The organism is Staphylococcus sp. AC872, from assembly GCF_979255425.1.
In genome coordinates, this window is sequence record NZ_CEEDKW010000002.1 from 61,122 (window position 1) to 85,224 (window position 24,103).

Here is a 24,103-nt window from a genome sequence, read left to right on the forward strand (position 1 = left end):
GTGAATAATCGTGAGAAATTACAGAAGTTTAGTATTCGTAAATATACAGTTGGTACGTTTTCAACTGTCATTGCGACATTAGTCTTTTTAGGTTTTAATGCTTCTCATGCACAAGCTGAAGAATTAAATACCACTAAAACGGCGTCACAACAATTACTACATCAACAGGATGAGGTAAATGACGATTCGAAATCTAATACCGATTCATCAATAGCTAACCAACTAGCTAATGAACAAACTAGTGATGAAACTATAACTTCAGAACAACCATCTAAAGAAACTGTGGTCTCTCAAACACATAAAGATCCTACAGACACACAAACTATAGATAACGTTTCAACAGATAATGAAAATTCCATTCAAACGACTGATCAAACAGCAAATTCTAATCATTCAAATGATTTAGAACAAAATAATCAATCTCATTCTGCAGAAGTAAATAACGTAGAAAATAAGTTAACTGCAAACGTGGATAATGTAAAACATCAAAGCATTGAACAAGAAAGTAATTTAACGCAACCGGCTCAATTGAATAAGGATTCGTTACAAGCTTTCTTTGATGCTAATTATCATGATTATCGCTTTATAGATAGAGATAAAGTAGATCAACCAACATATGATCAAGTTAAGCAGGCTTTCGATAAAGTCAATACGTTACTTGGAAACAATAATCCAATCAGTGAAAAATCATTGCAACTTGCATATCAAGATTTAGAACAAGCAGTAGCAACGATACGCACATTACCTAAGCGTCAATCTCAAACAAGACGCAACCATCATATTCAAGAACGTGCAGCCGAATCAAGATCATCTGGTAGTTATCAATCAGCTATTACATCTTACTATGTAGATAATCCAAATGATGGTTCAGGTTACCCTGAAGGTACTTATATTTATGCAGCTAACAAAGGGACACCATTTTCATTACCTAATACACCATGGAAACGTCTAAGAGCTGCCGATTCTAAAGGTATTGCCTACGTCGTTACGAAACGATTAAAAGATGGTTATGAATGGACGATTAAATTTAATCAAAGTCATCAAATGCATGAGCACATGGTATTTTGGTTTGGCTTACCGGATGGACAGACACCAGTAGGTCCAGCAAGATTATCGATTGAAGACCCAGACAACTCTAATATCGTAAGTAGCTTAGGTGTTGGCGCAGGAGAAGGTCAACCATTACCTTTCATGTGGCGTACTGCAGGTGGTATTGACAGTTCTCGTGCCTCTAATTTCGTACAAGGACCACGTACAGGCTATACATTTTATGATGAACCTACGATTCATATTAATAGCTTTAAAGAATTTGCACGTGCACCTGAATTTCAACATGAACAAGATGCATCAGATAATGCGAGAACAAACGGTGAACAAAATTTTGCATTATTAAATGGTGAATTTCCAAACCAAATTACGGGTCTTGACAGAATGTATGCATTTATTGGAAAAGGTAACGCAAGTTATACACTCCAATTTAGAACACAAGGAAACACTGCATCACGTTTCTATTATGCAGCCGGTGGTAGAGCTTTAGAATATAGACAACTATTTAGCTATAACGAGCTATATGTCGAACCATTAAATCATTTTACAGAAAGAGTTAAAGATTTTACATTAGTTACCAATCGTACATATCATTTAGGCAATTATAAAAACGTATATGATTTAACTTTGAGAAGAGATGTAACAAAATTTATTTTAGATTCAAATGATGAAAACTCTGAAGATTTTGCTACGGACCCATTAAGCTATGTTAGAACGCCGAGTCCATTAGTTATTGGTTTTTTCGATCCTAACTTACCTTCAAAATCGTTTCGTCATGGACCTCACATCCAATTAAATGACTATCAAATCTATCAATTAATCAATAATGAAACGTTAATTAACGCAAGTCGCTCAGGTAATCCAATCAAGTTAAATATTGGATTTAGCGTTCAAGATAGATATGGTAATGACGAAACTTTAATGCCAGTTTATTTATATGTGAAACCTGAACTTCAAAATAATATGGGCTTTTTCACAAATAACGATCCAAATAACCGTGCAGAATCACCCGAATCTAAATCAGCAGGACACCCAGTCTTTAATGTATTTCAAGGTAATATGGGCAATAGTTATACAAGCAGTGGTAACACATCTAACTATGTTCAACCATTACGCATTCAATTAGCAAGTAATGAAGATTTTAGTAATAATGATTGGGAAATCACTGGTATCCCAAGTACACTTCATATTGAAAATGCTGCTGGCAGAACTAATAATAATAGAGAAAGAAACCTTGAATTGGTAGGTAATATTGCACCTGGCGATTATTCAGGTATCGTACGATTACGCAAACGAGAACAACCATTTGAAATTAGAGTCAAACCATTGCCACCTCAAATCGATACAACTGTTCGAGAATTAAGAGGAAAAGGTGGAACTAAACCAACTATCACAGTGTCTAATGTACCTGCAGATCCTAATGCCCTTGTGTATTTAGTTGCAACTGGAAATTTAGCACAAGATGGTACAAATGATCCCGCTTCAGTACCAAAAAATTACGACATTATAGCTAGTGCAACGCCGACAAGTACAAGTAATAGTGTGACATTCAATCCAGAAGACTATGTACAGAACTTACCAAATACTGGCGTAATCAGAGCAATCGTTTATTACAATAAGAAGGTGGTATCTAATTTTAGTAATGCTGTTGAAATACAGGCAGACAACACACCACCAACAATTGGTAACCCTGTCGATTTAAAAAATAAATATTATAAAGGTGAACAAGTCAACTTTACGATTGATATTACAGACGGTGCAAATGGTACTGGAATTAAATCTGTAAATGTTAGCAGATTACCACAAGGATGGACTTCTCAATTTGTGCAAAACGCAAATGGTGAGGGTGGTACACTTAGAATTACGGGAAATGTATCTGATAATCAACCATTCAATAGTCAAATCAGATTCAATGTTTCTGCAACAGATAACAGCAATAATACAACCAATAGTCGTCAATCTAAACAAATTGCAATCAATATTGGCCAAATGAGTAATGATTTTTCTCCAATTGTATTACCTAATGTTCAAAAAATTAATGTAGTTAATCCTGGAGACTTAACTCGTGCTGAAGAACGAGATGTGATTAACGCTCTAAAAGCCGTTAATACTAATATCATTCCATACCTAGAAGATTCAAGTCCAATCAATATCCCATCCACAGATATGATTAGTTTTAATTATAAAGATGGATCAACAGATCGGATTTCAATCACTAATGCAATAACTTATGAACCAGTTCGAAAATCAATATATGCCGAAGGTAACAATACTAAAGAAGCAACAGTGACGATAGCTAGAGGTCAACAATTTGAATTTGGTGATTTAAAACAATACTTTGCATTAAGTAATGGCGCAGATATGCCAGAAAGTTCACTATTTACTATCACTGCAGTTAATGCATTGCCGAATTCATCACAAATATCTCAATTAGGTGTCGGTACATATACGTATCAATTAAATGCGAGTGATGCTTATAGACAAGATCAAGCACCTTTAACTTTAAAATTAAAAGTTGTAGATGTGAACCAACCAACAGGTGACCAACGTGTATATCGTATTTCAACATTTAATGTAACTGATGATGAAAAAGCGCAAATAAAACAAGCATTTATAAATGCGAATAGTAGCCAACTACAATTAACTGATAGCAATATAGAGATTACAAATACGCTAAATCGATTAAATACAAGTACGATAACTGTAAATATCACAAAAGGTAAATTACAAAAATCATTTACATCTAATGCAACGACAATGAATTTCTTAAGATGGGTGGATTTCCCCAATGACTATTCAGTAGGTTGGACAAGTCAAACGATCCCTGGACGTCAATCAGATGGAGGCTTCCAATGGTCATCAGATCATAAATCATTAATTTATCGTTATGACGCAACTTCTGGTAGAACCATTAATGCTAATGATGTTTTAAAACTGATTACAGCGAATACGACTATTCCAGGCCTAAGAACTAATATAAGAGGTACTGAAAAAGCATTGGCCGAAGCAGGTGGAACACCAAACTATAATCCAGTAGGTTATTCTTTAACAGCTCCTGATGCGGGCGGTCAACGTGAATTCACCTATAACGGTAAAATCATCCAAGCTTTAGATTTAGTTGAAACAAGTCGTGGCTATGGTGGTCAACCTATTACGTATTCAAATTTAAGCTCAAATAAAACTAATTCATCTCTAACAAATGTGAATGAATCTGCCAGAAATGGTGTGCCAGCATTTACAATAGACCATGTTATTAAAAACAATACGATTACTGGTAACAATAGTCCTGTATATAGAGCACAATTATTCTTATCACCATATGGCCCACCAGCTTATTTACAAGCGATTAATAGTAATCAAGCAAACACTACTGACGTCATTAACGTGTATTTTGTACCAAGTGATAGTGTGAATCCGACATTAACTGTTGGCAATTACAGTAATCATGTCGTGTATTCTGGTGAAACTTTCACAAACAATATTACAGCGAATGATAATTATGCTTTAGGTAGTGTACAAGTTGCACCTAATTCTCAAATAGCAGGCACAGTTAGCAATAATAATCAAACAGTATCGTTACAAGCACCAAATGTCTCTACAAGTAGTGATAAAACGATTACATTAGTTGCGACAGATACAAGTGGAAACACGACTAATCAGTCATTTAACGTCACAGTTAAACCGTTAAAAGATAAATACCGTGTGACAACCAATGCAACTGTTGGAAATCCAATTAGAATAGCAAATATTCGTGACAATGCAACAATTTCACAAGCAGATCAACAAAAGATTATCGATAGTATTACTACAACTAATATTGCAGGTACAAGACCATATGCCACAGCCGGTGCAAATGAAATTAGAAGTAAAGTTGTAACTGGTAATGTTGGAAGATTAAACCAATCACCTGTAGCAACCGTTACAGTTACGTTTGCTGATGGTTCAACATCAACAGTTACCGTTCCTGTAAAACATATCCTTTACAACGTTGTAGCTAGTCCAAGATATACCATTCAAGGACAAGATTTCCCTAATGGTAAAGGTGCATCACCAAATGATTTCTTCACCTTAGAAAACGGTGATCCAGTTCCTGATGCCACAATTACATGGCTACCAAATAATACACCAAACAAAAACAATACTCGTATTGGTGAAAGTATTACAGTTAAAGCTAATATCTTATTTGATGGTGAAACAACACCAATTATTAAAGAATCATCATATATGGTAGTACGATCAATTCCAAAACAAGTATTTGTAACCAATAGAGTTACACCAATTCCTGGTATTGATAATCCAAACAATCCAAAAGATTATCTTAAACCAATCATTCATTCATGGGATAACGATACACAACAGATGAACTTTGCATTTGTCGGTAATGGAAATACACCACCAAACCTTAATATAGTAGGTAGTCAAACTAGATTGGTCCGTGTTACTTATGCCAACGGGCAAAGTGAAAATGTTAGATTCTTAGTAAATGTACGACCTGATGCGCCACGCATTGATAGTAATACAGTTTTATTTAAAGCAGGCTTAACTAATCAAGAAATCAAAATTAATAATGTTCTAAACCAATCACCAGTTACATTATTAAAATCCGATGGCACATCATTAGCGATTTCTCATACCAATTATGGTCCTGGACATAATGCAACTGTAGTTGTAAGTGATGCATTACCAGATGGCGAAATCAAAGCTAAAACGAGCGTAACCACTAGACATATCTCATACACTACTCAAAATAACCAAGGACAAGTTCAAGATGTAACACAAGATATTACAGTAGATTCATTTGAAAGTGATCCTGTACGTGTAACACCACAATTGCATGCAATTCCAGACGGCGCTCATTTCATAAAAGATGATACGCAAAATGACTTTAGTAGTGCCGCACGTTATATCGATCAATTACCTCAAGGCGCTACAGCTGTATGGCAAGACAATGCTGATAATTGGAAGAATAATGTAGGTAACTTTACTAAAACAGCAGTTGTTACATTACCGAACGGACAAGGTACAAGAAATGTAGATATTCCAGTCAAAATTTACCCAGTGGCACGTGCTAAAGCACCAACACGCGAAGTACAAGGCGGTCAACTATCTCAAGGTACTGACGCATTACATTATGTAACATTTGATCCTAATACCAATACAAATGGCATTACTGCAGATTGGGCAAATCAAGCACAACCAAGTACGAGTCAACCTGGTGTTCAAAATTTAACAATTAATGTGACATATCCTGGAATAACAACACCTGTACAAGTTCCTGTTAGTTTAAATGTATATCAATTTGATTTCAGTCCTAATGAATATACAACAACGATAGGTACTACTTTTGCCCGTGGTATTGAGGCATCTCAATATCAACACATTGTGAATAATAATGGTTTACCAACTGAAGGATTTACATATCATTGGAATCAAGCAACCACTGGTACTAATGGTGAAAGTTGGGAAGCATTAAATAAACCAAATTCTGCTCAAGTATTAAATGCAAAATATGATGTGTTATATAACGGTCAACCTTTCGCAACGTCCCAACCTGCACGTTTTATAATTAGAAATGTACAACCTTCTGTACCTCAAATTTCTGAATCCAAGCAAGGTGTTATTACAATAGCACCAGGTGCAAACCAATCTATTAATACTCGTACAGGTAATGTCGATACGTACGCAGATCGTTTGGTTATTAAACATAACGGCCAAGTCATTACAACATTTATACGTAATAATAGTAATAGCCCATGGACAAAAGAAACCTCTGCACAAAGCGTGAACGGTGTAGTAGGTACAGAAAATGGTATCACTATCGCGGCAGGGACATTCAGTCCATCAGACAATATTCAAGTCATTGCAACACAAGGTAATGGAGAATTAATAAGCGACGAACAACCTAGTCAAATGTTTACAGTTGTAGCACCTCAACCTAATCAAGCTACATCTCACATTTGGGAAAATGGACAAGTAGAAATCGCACCAAATAATTTACCAAATAACCTTGTTAACCCAACAACAGCGGTAGAGATTACTTACATCGAACAAGTAAGTAACACTAGTGAACAGACAAAAACATTACAAGTTGTTCAAGGTCCTAATGGACAATGGTCAATTGCTGACAAACCAAGTTATGTCACAGTAGATAGTGCAACTGGTAAAGTAACTTTCAATGCAAATACAATCAAACCTAATAGTGATGTCACTACAATTGCAAAAGCAGGTTCGGGTAATGCAGAAAGTACAAACACAAATACTTATAATATACCTAATGCACATACTGTCACTATTAATCAAATTGTGAAAGATTATGGTTCTAACTTCACACCTGAGGATATTAATAATGCAGTACAAGTTATCAACAAACAAAATGCAACAATTAAACAAGGTACTCCATTACCTGTTAATCTTGCAGGTGGTAGTACAACAACCATACCAGTTGTCATAACGTATGATGATGGTAGCACAGAACAAATTACTGAAACGATTTTTACTAAGTCAGACAAACGTGATTTAATTTCAGCGGTAAATCACTTAGATGATCCAATCAGTACTGATGGTAAAACACCAGCAAGTATCACGCAGTTTAATAATGCGATGACAAATGCTCAAAGTGAAATCAATACTGCCATTACTCAAGCAGACCAAGTCATTCAAGATCAATTCGCTTCACCTGAACAAGTGACACAAGCATTAAACACTGTTCAAGCTGCTCAAGCAAAAATTGATCAAGCCAAAGCATTACTTCAAAATAAAGCTGACAATCATGAATTAGTTCAAGCTAAAAATGACTTGCAAGCATCTATAGATCAACAACCATCATTAGATGGTATGACACAACAAAGTATTGATAATTACAATGCGAAACGACAAGCTGCTCAATCTGAAATCACAAAAGCACAACAAGTCATTGATAATGGTGATGCCACAGCACAACAAATTGCAGAACAAAAACAAAATGTAGATAAAGCATTAACAGCATTAAATCAAGCCAAATCGGATTTAACTGCAGATACAAGTGCTTTACAACAAGCAGTTCAGCAACTTGATAGAACTGGTACAACAACAGGAATGAGACCAGCTAGTATCACAGCTTATAACCAAGCGATGCAAGCTCTTAATCCTGATTTAACTCAAGCACGTCAAAAAGCCGATGCAATTATTAACAAGCCAATTCGAACTGTTCAAGAAGTTCAAGATGCTTTAAGACAAGTTGACCAAGTGAATGAACGTATTACACAAGCGATTAATCAGTTGCAACCTTTAGCAAATAATAGCGAACTTAAAACGGCGAAGGCCAAACTTGATGATGAGATTAACCAAACAGTATCAACAGATGGCATGACAACCGAGTCTATTAATGCATACCAACAAGCGAAACAAGCTGCACAAGCTGAATCTGAAGCAGCACAACAAGTCATTAATAATGGCGATGCAACAGAACAAGATATCGCAAACGAAAAAGCAAAAGTAGAAGATAAATACAATGCATTGAAACAAGCGATTGCAAACTTAACACCTGATGTTTCACCATTAGAAAGAGCTAAAGCTGATCTAGAAAATGATATCAATCAAACAACAAGCACAACAGGTATGACTGATCAATCAGTAGCCAACTATAATGAAAAATTAAACGCTGCAAAACAACAATTACAAGAGATTAATCAAATCCTACAATCTCATCCTAACGTAGCTACAATCAGAGATTATGTTGCACATGCAAATGATGCTAAATCAGTTCTAGATACAGCTCGTAACGGATTAACAGTAGATAAAACACCTTTAGAAAATGCGAAAAATGCGTTACAACAAAGTATTAATCAAGTTACTGATACAACAGGTATGACACAAGATTCGATTAATACTTACCAAGCAAAATTAAATGCCGCTAAAGAAAAACTGAGCGCAATTAATCAAGTCTTAAATAGCAATCCAACCGTGGATCAAATCAATACAAATACAACAGCAGCAAATGATGCTAAAGCTGAATTAGACGACGCACGTTCAAACTTAACGCCAGACCAAGCACCATTACAACAGGCAAAAGTTGAACTTCAAGAAGCGATAAATCAAGCACAAGGTACTGATACAACAGGTATGACGCAAGATTCAATTAATGCTCTTAATGACAAATTAAATGCGGCTAAAGAAAAGATAAAAGAAATTGATCACGTCTTAAATAACCACCCAACTGTCGCTCTAATCAATGACAGTGTGAATCAAGCAACTACTACCAAAGAAGCTTTAAATGAGGCACGTCAAAACCTAGTACCTGATAAAGCACCATTAGAAGCTGCGAAAAATGCGTTACAACAAAGTATTAATCAACCTACAAATACGACAGGCATGACGCAATCATCTATTGATGCTTATAATGAAAAACTTGAACAAGCGAAAGCAAAACTTGCATCTATAACTCAAGTACTTAATGGTTCACCAAGTGTTGGAGACATCAATTCAAATAAGAATGAAGCAAACATTGCGAAAGATGCATTAAATCAAGCACGTCAACAATTAACAGTTGATAAAGCACCATTACAACAAGCCAAAATGGAACTTGAACAAAGTATCAATCAACCAACAGATACAAATGGCATGACTCAAGAATCAGTTGCGAATTATAACAGCAAAGTAAATGCAGCACGTGAAAAACTTCGTGAAATAGAACAAGTTTTAAATGGTAATCCAACCGTTGATGATATTAATAACAACACAAGTGCAACAAATAATGTAACTAATGCGTTAAACCAAGCACGTCAACAATTAACAGTAGATAAGGCGCCATTAGAAGCTGCAAAAGACGCATTACAACAAAGTATTAATACTGCAGATAACACTGATACAAATGGCATGACTCAAGATTCTATTAATACATTTAATGACAAATTAAATGCGGCTAAAGAGAAACTTGAAGCTATCAAACAAGTACTTAATGGTAATCCAACTGTTCAAGACATTAATACAAATGTAGCTCAAGCAAATACCGTTAAATCTGATTTAGATCAAGCTCAAGCTCATTTAACACCTGATAAAGCACCATTAGAAGCTGCGAAAAATAGTTTAGAAGCAAGTATTAATCAACCAACTGATACTGATGGTATGACATCCGCTTCATTAGAGGCTTATCATCAAGAGTTAGGTAAAGCGAGACAAACATTAAATGAATTAAATCAACTTATTGCTGGTCAGCCAACTGTAGCTGAAATTAAAGCTAAAGTAGCACAAGCACAAACAAATGAAGCGAATTTAAATCATGCACGTTCTAATCTAACTTTAGATCGTCAACCAACATTGACTTCATTACAAAATGCAACAAGTTTAAATGATGCTCAACGTAATCGTTTAGAAGAACAAATTAATGCTGCACCAAATCATGCGGCACTTGTAGCATTACAAAATGATATTAATCAATTAAATCATGCAATGACTAAATTAAGAGATAGCATTGCTGATAATGATCAACTTAAGACAGGTATTAACTATATAGATGCAACACCATCTATCAAATCAAGTTATGATAATGCCGTTGATGATGCAAAAGGTACTATTGATAGCCAAACACAACCAATCATGGATCCAACGACAATCAATCAACAAGCTGAAAATGTTAAATCAAGCCAAGCTGCATTAGATGGACAACAAAATTTGCAACGTGCTAAAGATGAAGCAACCGCAATAATTGTAGGAGCTAGTGATTTAAATCAAGCACAAAAAAATGCATTAATTCAACAAGTTTCAAAAGCACAAAATGTTCAACAAGCTAATGATATTAAGCAAAATGCAGACGATTTAAATAATGCGATGACAGCATTAAAACAAGGTATCGCTAATCACGATCAACTTATTCAAAGTGATAACTACGTCAATGCGAACCCTGAATTAAAAACGGCTTATAACAATAAATATGATCAAGCTAAAGCTATCGTTGAAGGTACAGGTCAAAGTCCTATACTTACACCAAATGAAGTCAATCATGCATTAAAACAAGTCACGTTTACAGAGCAAGCATTAAACGGTAATACCAACCTTAATAATGCAAAACAACAAGCGCTTACCGCTCTTGGTCAGTTAACACATTTAAATCAAGCGCAACGTCAAGCATTAGAAACACAAATCAATGACGCGCATCAAATTGATACAGTAAATAATGCTAAAGAACTTGCTAATAATATTGATGGCGCTATGGCAAATTTACAACAATCGATTGCGAATAAAGAGGATGTTAAACAAGGCGAGGATTATATAGATGCAGAGCAGCAAAAACAATTAAATTATAATGATGCTGTAACAAATGCAGAAACTATCATTAATGAAACATCACAACCAACACTTGATGTGAATACAATTAATCAAGCGACTAATAACGTTACCCAAACAAAAGATGCTTTAGATGGAGAAGAAAGACTTGACCAAGCTAAAACGACAGCAACTACAGCATTGGATGGCTTAACTCATTTAAATCAGGCTCAAAAAGCTAATTTGACTGACAATATCAATCATGCTAATCGTATTGCTGATATCGAACAGTTAACACAAACTGCTAACGATTTAAATCAAGCGATGTCTGACTTACAAAATGGTATCAATAATGAGAATACCGTACTAAATAGTCAAAATTATCAAGACGCTTCACCAGACAATAAAGCGAATTACACAACTGCAGTACAAGCGGCTAAAGACATTCTTAACCAAGCAGGTCCAAATAAAAATAAAGCGCAAGTAGAAGAAGCTTTAAGACAAGTTCAAAATGCCGAACAAGCATTAAATGGTACTCAGAATTTAGATCAAGCTAAACAAAACGCTAAACAACAATTAAATTCACTTACATCATTAACAGATGCTCAAAAAGCACAATTAACGCAAGACATTGATAATGGTCAAACAGTTAGTGACGTTCAAGGTATTCAAAACAATGCCGACACATTAAATCAAGCAATGGACACATTAAGACAAAGTATAGCTGACCAAACAACTGTTAAAGATAATGAAGATTACCATGATGCATCTCCAGATCAACAACAAGCATATAATGCAGCAGTAACAGATGCTGAAAATATCATTAATACAGCAACTAATCCTGAAATGAATCCGGATGCAATCAATAACAAGGCTCAACAAGTTATTTCAGCCAAAACTAAATTAAATGGTGATGAAAACTTAGAAGCTGCTAAGCAAGATGCAAAACAATATTTAGATACATTAGGTCAAATTACAGATCAACAAAAAGCGAATTTATTAAATCAAATCAAACAATCGCCTCATATAAGTGACGTTAATCAAGTAAAACAAGCAGCTAATGATTTAAATCAAGCAATGCAACAATTACAAGCTGAAGTGAATCAAGCGCCACAAGTTAAAACAACTGAGAATTATACTGATGCCGATCAACCTAAACAATCTGATTATGATCAAAGTGTAACAACTGCTGAAGCTATATTAGATCAAGCAAATGGTCCTAATACATCTCAAGACAAAGTAGAAGAAGCTTTACAACGAATTGTCGCAGCTAAAAAAGCATTAAATGGTGATCAAAAATTAAATGATACGAAAGCAAGTGCACAACAATATTTAGGTACGTTAACACATTTAACTGATGCGCAACGACAGGCTTTTGAAGCAAATGTAAATCAAGCAAATCATATTGCTGATGTAAATCAAATTAAACAAGAAGCTCAATCGTTAGATGATGCAATGGAACAATTAAATACATTAGTGAACAATCAACCATCAGTACAAGCAACTCAAAACTACTTAGACGCTGATCAATCAAAACAATCTGATTATGATATGTATTTAGTTACTGCACAAGGCATTGTTAACCAACAATCAGGTCCTAATACTCCGATGAATGAAGTTCAAAACCTTATTAATCAAATCAATCAGGCACAACAAGCATTAAACGGAGAACGTAACCTTGAAGATGCTAAACGTAACGCAATGAATACTATAAGTAACAGTGCTGATTTAAATGATGCTCAAAAAGACGCTTTAAAAGCGCAAGTATCTAACGGTAAGCGTGTTGCAGATGTAAAAACAATTGAACAATTAGCTACTGAAATAAACAACAATATGACTAGCTTAAAAGAAGCTATTGCTGATAAAAATGATACTTTAACAAGCGGCAATTACATCAATGCAAGTGGTGATAAACAACAAGCCTACACAAATCAAGTTGATAATGCAGAAGCCATCATTAATGGTACGCAAGGTGCAGTCTTAATTCCAAGTGAAATTTCAAATGCTACATCACAAGTTAACGCTGCTAAACAAGACTTAAATGGTGATGAAAACTTACGTGAAGCAAAACAAAACGCAACAACAGCTATCGATGGATTAACTTCTCTCAATGATGCTCAAAGAGACCAGTTAAAACAACAAATCGCACTAGCACAAACTTTACCTGATATAAATACTACTCAAAATAAAGCAACAGTACTCAATGACGCAATACATAAATTAAGAGACAGTATTGCTAATGCATCTAATATTAAAACGAGTCAAAATTATACAGACGCTAATCAAAATTTACAAGATGCATACAATAGTCAAGTTGATAATGCCAATGGAATCGTTAACCCAATAGCATCACCTACAATGGATCCTGATGCAATTACACAAGCTGCATCTCAAGTGACTACTGCTGAAAAAGCACTAAATGGTACAGAAAACTTAAGACATGCACAACAAGATGCCTTAACACATTTAGATAGCTTAAGTCATTTAACTGATGCTCAAAAAGCAGATCTCACACAACAAATTAATCAAGCAACTCATGTGAGTGATGTAACAGCTACGCAAAACAGTGCGAATGATCTTAACACTGCGATGGACCAATTGAACCAAGCTATCGCAAACCAACAAGCAATTAAGCAATCAGTGAACTATACAGATGCTAACAATAATCTCAAAGAAAATTATTCAAATGCTGTTAAGGAAGCACAACAAATATTAGACAAGACAAATGGTCCTAACACATCACAAACTGATGTAGTAGCAGCAATGCAAAAAGTTCAAACTGCAGAACAAGCTTTAAATGGTAACCAAAATGTTGAACATGCGAAGACTCAAGCACTAGCTGATTTAGAACACTTAACATCATTAAATAATGCTCAAAAAGAAGCATTAACACAACAAATTAATGATGCAACAACAGTCGCAGATGTGAATCAACAAAGCGACAATGCTACAGAACTAAACACAGCAATGAGTCAATTACAAGATGGTATTGCTAACAAACAACAAATATTAGATAGTCAAAACTATACCGATGCCGAACCATCAAAACAACAAGCTTATAATCAAGCCATTTCAAATGGGGAACAACTTTTAGATAAAGAACACGGTCAAAATCTAGACAAAGATGCTGTTGCACAAGCTTTAGCACAAGTAACATCTACAAAAGATGCTCTAGATGGTACTCAGATTTTAGAACAAGCAAAAACGAATGCTACTAATGCGATTAATGATCTACAAAACTTAACAAATATACAAAAGGATGAGTTAAAACGTCAAATTCAACAAGCTCAAAATGTAGCAAATGTTGATAACGTTAAAACACAATCTCAAACACTCGATCAAGCAATGCAAGTATTACGTCAAAGCATTCAAGATAACCCATCAATTAAAACAGGGCAAAATTATTTAGATGCATCAAATAGCAATCAAAATGACTACAATACGGCTATTGATCAAGCAAATGCGATTATCGATGCTACAAGTCAACCTAACATGAGTGCTACTGAAATTAATCAAGCTGCAACTAAAGTAAATGAAACAAAAGCAGCATTAAATGGTGAACAAAACTTAATTCAAGCTAAAGAAGCTGCGAAACATGATATTGGTCAAATGAATCATTTAAATCAAAATCAAATCAATACTTTGAATGATCAAGTACAACAAGCTAATGATATTGCAGCTGTCAACGCACTTAAAGATTCAGCTACATCATTAAATACAGTAATGGGTCAACTTAAAGACACAATTGCTAATCATAACGATGTTCAACAAAGTGTGAATTACACTGATGCTGATACTGATAAACAACAGGCATACACAGATACTGTTACTCAAGCACAAAGTATCCTTGATAAAGATCATGGAAATGATCTTACTCAATCTCAAGTTGAACAAGCTTTAGCAAAAGTAAATCAAGCACAACAAGATTTGAATGGTGAAGAAAAAGTTCAAGAGGCTAAAATAGCAGCTATTCAAGAACTAGGCACTTACTCAAACTTAAATCATGCTCAAACAAACACTGCTCAAGATCGTATCAACAATGCCCAAACATTAGCTGAAGTAGCACAAGCTAAACAAACAGCACAAGATTTAAATAATGCAATGGGACAATTACAACAAAGTATTGATAACTATCAAGATGTTGAACAAAGTGTAGATTATACTGATGCTGATACTAGTAAACAATCTGCATATACTAACGCAGTGCATCAAGCACAAAACACACTTGATAAAGACCTTGGACATGATCTTACACAGTCTGAAGTAGAACAAGCTATTGAAAATGTTAATCATGCTAAACAAGAATTAAATGGAGAAGAAAAAGTATCAGAAGCTAAAATCAATGCACTACAAACATTAGATAATGATACGCATTTAAACCAACACCAACGTGAAGCTGCGAAAAATAACATTAATGGTGCTACGACGCTATCTCAAGTTGCACAAGCAATAGATCAAGCAAATGCATTAAATACTGTGATGGGTCAATTAAAAGATAGTATCAGTGATCAAGCAACTATCAAACAACAAATCAATTACACTGATGCTGATACAGATAGAAAAACAAATTATGATGATGCAGTTACAAATGCTCAAGCTATTTTAGATCCAGTAAATGGTAATAACTTATCAAAAGAACAAGTAGAATCTGCCATAAATCAAGTTAATACAACTAAAGATCAATTAAATGGTAATACTAACCTTCAAAATGCTAAAAACGAAGCCAATACTCAATTAAATGCACTTGATCACATCAATCATGCGCAAAGTGACAATTTAAGAGATCAAATTGCTACTGCACCTTCAGTAGAAGCTGTACATCAAATTGAAGCTACTGCTCAAGCATTAGATCAAGCAATGCAACAATTACAACAAGCAATTGCTAATCGAAATGATATCTTAAATAGCCAAAATTACGCTGACGCAAGTCCTGATAAAAAACAAGCCTATGATCAAGCATTACAAAATGCAGACGATATATTAGCTAAAACAACAGGACCAAATAGTGATCAGCAAGCAGTTGAACAAGCAATGCAAGCTGTTACAAATGCTGCACACGAGTTAAATGGTGCACAAAACTTACATGATGCATAATCTCAAGCTACTCAAGCGATTGAAAATGCACCACATCTTAACGAACAACAAAAAAATGAACTTAAAGGAAAAGTAAATCAAGCACAAACGGTAGCGGCTGTAACAGATTTACAAAATAACGCTAATGCATTAAATACTGCTATGAAACAACTCAAACAAGCGATTGCAGATCACGATACAATTGTTGCAGATGGTAATTACACTAATGCTAGCCCACAAGAACAAGGCGCTTATACAGATGCTTACCAACGTGCACAAAATTTAATCAATGGTACACCGGATGTCATTATCAATCCTGCAGATATTACTACTGCAACTCAAAATGTTAATAATGCAGAGCAAGGATTAAATGGTAATTCAAACCTTGCCAATGCTAAACAAGAAGCAACCAATGCTTTACAACAAATGACAGGATTGTCAGATGCACAACGTCAAAGTATTCAAGACCAAATTGATACAGCGAAACAACTTCCTGATATAGATACGATTAAAGCTAATGCAGGCAACTTGAATAATGCCATGTCTGACTTACGACAAGAAGTTGCAAAACAACATGATGTTAAAGCAAGTCAGCCTTATGTAGATGCAAATACTAGCAATCAAGATGACTATAACCATGCCATTACAAATGCTGAAAGTATGATTAATGAAACAACTCAACCTACATTAAATCCAGAGGCTGTGACTCAAGCATTAAATCAAATCAAAACATCAACTCAAGATTTAAATGGAGTAGAAAACTTAAATAATGCAAAACAAAGTGCTACGAATGATCTACAACATTTAAGTCATTTGAATCAAGCACAACAAGCTGACTTGACACAACAGCTTAAAGACGCACCAAATGTTGCTTCTGTTGAACAAGTTAAAGCTAAAGCAACTTCACTTGATCAAGCTATGGAACAATTAATAAACGCAGTCAATGATAAAGATCAAGTACATCAAAGTGTTAATTATAGTGACGCAGATCAACCTAAACAAAGCGCTTATGATCATGCTATTAATGATGCTCAATTAATTACAGATCCAACTACTGGATCAAATTCAACACAAGCTGAGGTTGAAGCAGCATTATCTGCAATAAATACAGCGAAACAAGATTTAAACGGTAACCGTAAAGTTGAAGATGCTAAAAATAATGCAAATCAAGCACTTAACAATTTAAATCATCTAAATAACGCTCAACGTGAAAACATTGAACATCAAATTGATCAAGCACAAACACTAGCTGACATCGATCGAATAAACAACGATGCACAAGCTTTAAATAATGCTATGGGACAACTCGCAGATAGCTTAAATGACAAAGCTGAAACGCTTAATAGTCAAAATTACAACGACGCTAGTCCTGATAAGAAAACTGACTATACTGATGCAGTTTCAAATGCCGAAACAATCTTAAACCCAACACAAGGTGGTAACTTAACTAAAGATGAAGTAGAAGCAGCTATAAATGCGGTCAACAGTAAAAAAGATGCCTTAAACGGTAAAGAAAACTTAGCTAATGCTAAACAAAATGCTAACCAAGCTATTGATGGATTAACACATTTAACAAATCCACAAAAAGAAGCCTTAAAACAATTAGTTGATCAATCTACAACTGTTGCAGAAGTTAAAGATAATGAAAATAAAGCACAAGCAGTTGATACAGCAATGGAACACTTAAATCAATCAGTTGCCGATAATACAGATATCAAAAATGGACAAAATTACATTGATTCAAGTGAAAATAATAAAGATGCTTATAATAATGCAGTTAACACAGCACAAGGTATTCAAAATGAAGTAACTAATCCAGTTATTGATCCAACTGTGATAAACCAAGCTGCAGACACAGTTACTAACACTAAAGACGGTTTAAACGGTAATGAAAACCTTACACACGCTAAAGAAGAAGCAATGCAATCAGTTGGCACGTATGATCACTTAAATAATGCACAACAAAAAGACATAGAAAATAGGATTAAACAAGCAACATCAGTAGATGAAGCTAATCAAATTAAAATTGAAGCTGAAAATCTAAATCATGCTATGAATGATTTGAATCAGGCAATTAAAGATAAAGATGATATTAAATCTAATGTTAACTACACAGATGCTGATCCAGCGAAACAAGAAGCTTATAATAATGCTATTAGCAATGCTGAACACATTTTATCTAAGACAAACGGTAATAATGCGACACAAACAGAAGTGGCAGAAGCAATTCAAGCAGTTAAAAGAGCTAAAGACACCTTAAACGGCAATGACAATGTTCAAAATGCTAAAATTCAAGCGACTGATACAATCAACAATTCAAATGATTTAAATCATGCTCAAAAAGATGCGTTAAAACAACAAGTTGCTGATGCAACAACTGTCGCTGACGTTAATGCAATTAAACAAAACGCTCTAGATTTAAATCAAGCAATGACAGCTTTAAAACAAGGTATCGCTAATAAAGATCAAATATTAGCAGACGGTAACTACACAAATGCAAGTCCTGATAAACAACATGCATACAATGATGCAGTTAACCACGCACAACAATTAATAGATGGTGTGCCAAACGTTATTGTGTCACCAAGTGACATACAAAATGCATTAAATCACGTGAACCAAGCTAACAATGACTTGAATGGTAATGCTAACCTTATTAATGCTAAACAACAGGTAACACAAGCGCTTGATCAATTACCAAATTTAAATCAAGCACAACGTGATGAATTTAATAAGCAAATCAATCAAGCATTACAAGTACCTGATGTTAACGCGATTCAACAAGCTGCAGAAAAACTTAACGATGCAATGACAGCCTTGAAACAAGGCATCGCAAATAAAGACGATATCAAAGGTAGCGAAAATTATCATGATGCAGATCCGGATAGACAAACAGCATTTGATGATGCTATCAATCATGCAGATACATTATTAAATGAGCAAAACAATCCAACTATGGATCCAGACACAATCAAACAAGCATTAGCTAATGTTAATGAAGCTAATCATAATTTAAACGGCGACCAAAAACTTGCCACTGCTCAACAAGATGCTAAAACAACACTAGGTACATTAGATCATTTAAACCAAGCACAAATTGATGCATTAACTCAACAAATTGATCAAGCGCCAGATATTGCCGCAACGAACAAAATTAAACAAAATGCTGAAAGTTTAAATAATGCCATGAATCAATTAGATCAAGCATTACAAACTAAAGCAGATACGTTAGGTAGTATCAATTATTCAGATGCAGATCAACCTAAGAAAGATGCTTATAACGATGCAGTAACACTTGCAGAAAGTATCGTAGATCATAATAGTCAAAACAATGCATCTCAAGATGATATCGCACAAGCGTTAAAACAACTTAACGATGCTAAAGATGCATTAAATGGTAATTCAAACGTTGAAAATGCGAAACAGGAAGCGATTGAGCAAATTAATAACGCACAAGATTTAAATCCTGCACAAAAAGAAGCATTAAAACAACAAGTGAATTTAGCAAATACTGTAAATGATGTAAATCAAGTTAAAGCTACAACAAGTAATTTAGATCAAGCAATGTCCGCATTGAAACAAGGTATTGCAGACAAAGATCAAACAATAGCAGACGGTAATTACACAAATGCTAACCCAGATAAACAACAAGCATATAGTGAAGCAATCAATCATGCCGAACAAATTATCAATGGTACTCCGAATGCAATCGTAGATCCACAAGCTATTACTAACGCTTTACATCAAGTGGATCAAACGAAAGGCGATTTGAATGGTAATGATAATCTACACGATGCACAACAAAACGCATCTACTCTGATTGATGGTTTACCAAACTTAAATCCTGCACAAAAAGCAGCTTTAAAAGAACAAGTGAATCAAACAAGTCTTGTTCCAAGTGTTGATCAAATCAAACAATCTGCAAATGATTTAAACACTGCAATGGGTAACTTGAATCAGACATTACAAGCCAATGCTCAAGTACCTCAAACCATCGATTACACACAAGCAAACAATGATAAACAAACAGCATATGATAATGCTGTAGCTCAAGCACAACAAGTTGTTAATGGCAATCAAGTGGTACAATTATCACCAGACGCTGTGAAACAAATGACTGATGCTATTAATCATGCGAAAGATGATTTAAATGGTGATGAAAACCTAGCTCAAGCTAAACAAGATGCTAAAGCAAATCTCAATACATTACCTGATTTAAATCAACCGCAACATGATGCACTTACAAACCAAATTGAGCAAGCACAGACAATTGAAGCGGTAAATCAAGTAAAACAACAGGCACAAAATGTCAATGATGCAATGCACAACTTAAAACAGGGCATTGCAAATAAAGACGATATTTTATGTAGTGAAAATTATCACGACGCTGATACTGATAAACAAACTGCATATCAAGATGCAATCAGACAAGCTGAATCCATCATAAATCAAACTGTTGATCCAACTTTAAATCCAGATGATATTACACAAGCACTAACTCAAGTAAATCTGGCTAAAGATGACCTCAATGGTGATACCAAATTGACAACAGAAAAGCAAAATGCTACTAACGATGTCAATGGCATGACACATCTAAATGACGCACAAAAGCAAGCACTCACATCTCAAATCGAACACGCGCCAAATATAGATGCTGTTAACACAGCTAAACAAACTGCTGAAAGTTTGAATAATGCAATGGATCAATTAGAACAAGCGATTCATAATAAAAATCAAATATTAGCTGATGGTAATTATTTAAATGCTGATCAAGCTATCCAAGATGCATACAATCAAGCAGTAGGAAATGCAGAAAATGTATTAAATCCTCAACTTGGTACTAATGAAGATCAAAGTACAATTGAAGCAATGACTAATAAGGTAAATCAAGCGATCCAAAATTTAAATGGTAATTCAAACTTAGCCCAAGCTAAACAAGATGCTAATCAAGCATTAACGCAATTACCTCACTTAAATGACGCGCAACGACATGATTTGGAAACACAAATTGCAAATGCACCATTAGTTGCTGATGTCGATTCAATAAAACAAAATGCACAAACATTAGATCAAGCAATGGAACATTTAAGAGATAGTGTTAAAGATAATCAACAAACACTTAATTCTGAAGATTATCATGATGCAACTGCTGATCGTCAAAATGACTATAACAATGCAGTGAATGATGCTAATCAAATCATAAATGCAACAACACCAGTTATGAATCCAACTGACATTAATGCAGCTGCTAACCTTGTTAATGCTAATAAAGTAGCTTTAGATGGCGATGAAAACCTAACTCACGCTAAACAACAAGCTACACAAACCATCGATCACTTAGATCACCTAAATCAAGCACAAATACAACAAGCACAAGAGGGTATTGCTCAAGCTACTGATATTGATGCCGTAACTCAACATGTTCGAGATGCTCAAGCGCTAGATAATGCAATGAATCAATTACAAAATGCTATTGCTAATCAAAATGACGTAAAACAACAAAGTCAGTTTGTTAACGCTGACCCAGATAAGCAATCTGCATATACTGATGCTGTTGCCCATGCTCAATCTATCATTGATCATCAACATGGACCAAATGCAAGTCAACCAGAAGTTGAACAAGCATTAACTCAAGTTCAACAAGCATTACAAAACTTAAATGGCGAACAAAGATTACAAGATTCTAAATTACATGCTCAACAAGCCATTGATGGACTAGCAGATTTAAATGATCCACAAAAATCTGCTTTAAAAGAACAAGTTAATCACGCACCACTCATTACGGATGTGCAACAAATTGAACAACAAGCAGATTCGCTTAACCAAGCTATGCATGGATTACGTCAAAGTATTGATGATAATGCAGAAGTTAAAGCAAGTAGTGCATATATTAATGAGGATCCTACAGAACAACAAAATTATGATCAAGCAGTCCAAAATGCGCAAGATTTGATTAATGAACAACAAGCCACATTAGATACAAATGTAATTAATCAAACAACTGAAAGTGTAAATAATAGTAAACAAGCACTTCAAGGTGTAACTAAATTACAAAATGAAAAAGATCTAGCTAAGGAACGCATTAATCAATTACCTCATCTTAATGATGCTCAAAAACATATGGAAGATGCTTTAATTGATAATGAAACAACACGTACAGCTGTTAAAAATGATGTAACTGAGGCACAACAACTTGATCAATATATGGATGCGTTACAACAAAGTATTGCCGATAAACAAACAACATTAGATAGCAGTCAATACATCAACGCAGATCCTAATAAAAAGCAAGATTATGACAACGCAATTCAAAATGCTGAAAGTATCATTGCTGGAATAACTAATCCAACAATCAATAAAGATAATGTAAATCAAGCTACTGAATCAGTGAATGCTACTAAACAAGCGTTAAATGGTGTTGAAAAACTAGCTGAAGATAAACAACATGCCGGTGAAACAATGAATCAATTTAATCAATTAACACCAGCACAACAACAAGCGCTTAATGATGCAATTACTGATGCTCAAACTAGAGATGAAGTTGCTCAAAAAGTAGCGCAAGCAGAAGCACTTAACAATGCAATGCAAGCATTAAAAGATAGCATTAAGGATCACCAACAAGTTGAAAATAGTAGTCAATTCACAAACGAAGATCCAAAACAAAAAGATGATTATTCTCAAGCGGTTCAACATGCATTAGATATTATCAATCAAGCTACAAATCCAACATTAGATCAAACACAAATTGAACAAGCAACACAAGCTGTTATCAATGCCAAAGATCAATTACATGGAGATCAAAAATTAGCTCAAGATAAACAACTAGCAAACGAAACGATCAATCATCTACAAAATCTAAATGCTGCACAACGTCAAGCACTACAAGAACAAATCAACCAAGTACCTACTCGTGACGAAGTTGCTCAAAAAGTAGCGCAAGCAGAAGCTTTAGATCAGTCAATGAAAGCATTGAGAGACGCGATTCAAGATCATCAACAAGTTGAAAATAGTAGTCCATTTATTAATGAAGATTCACCTGAACAAAATGCTTATACAAATGCAGTACAACAAGCGGAAGCATTAATTAATCAAGTAGATCATCCAACATTGGATAGAACACAAGTTCAACAACTTACAGAAGCTGTTACAAATGCGAAAGATCACTTACACGGTGCTGAAAAACTTCAAAATGATAAACAACACGCGATTACAGATTTAAATCAACTTAATGGCTTAAATGACGCTCAACGTAACACATTCGAAACTCAAATTAATCAAGCACCAACTCGTAATGAGGTCGCTGAAATTGTCGCTCGAGCAAATGCATTAAATCAAGCGATGAATACATTGAGAAATGTCATTCAAGACCAGCCACAAATTGAATCAAGTAGTCCATTTATTAATGAAGATTCACCTGAGCAAGAAGCATATAAACAAGCCGTTTCAAATGCCAAATCAATTGTCGATAAAACTACAGATCCTATCATGGATAAAGATCATGTAGACCAAGCAATACAAGAAGTAAATGACGCTATCGCAAATCTACACGGAAATCAAAAACTTGCTCAAGCACAACAACAAGCATTGACTGATTTAGATGGACTTAGCAATTTAAATCATGATCAGCTTGAATTTGCGAAAGATGCAGTTAACCAAGCAACAACAAGAAATGAAGTTGCTCAAATCGTCCAATCCGCAAATCAACTTGATCAAACAATGGGTAGACTTAAAGATGTAATGAATC

Annotated in this window: 1 protein-coding gene and 1 pseudogene (1 of these 2 running past the window's edge); both read left to right on the forward strand. The window is 34.7% G+C overall.

The annotated features are described in order from the left end of the window. Entirely contained in the window at positions 1 to 16,380 is a 16,380-nt protein-coding gene (gene ebh, locus ACZ267_RS03315) for a hyperosmolarity resistance protein Ebh (protein ID WP_463680287.1), read from the forward strand. Next, positions 16,381 to 24,103 (forward strand): annotated as a pseudogene (locus ACZ267_RS03320) (DUF1542 domain-containing protein) (its annotated part continues 4,034 nt past the right edge of the window); the annotation flags it as partial.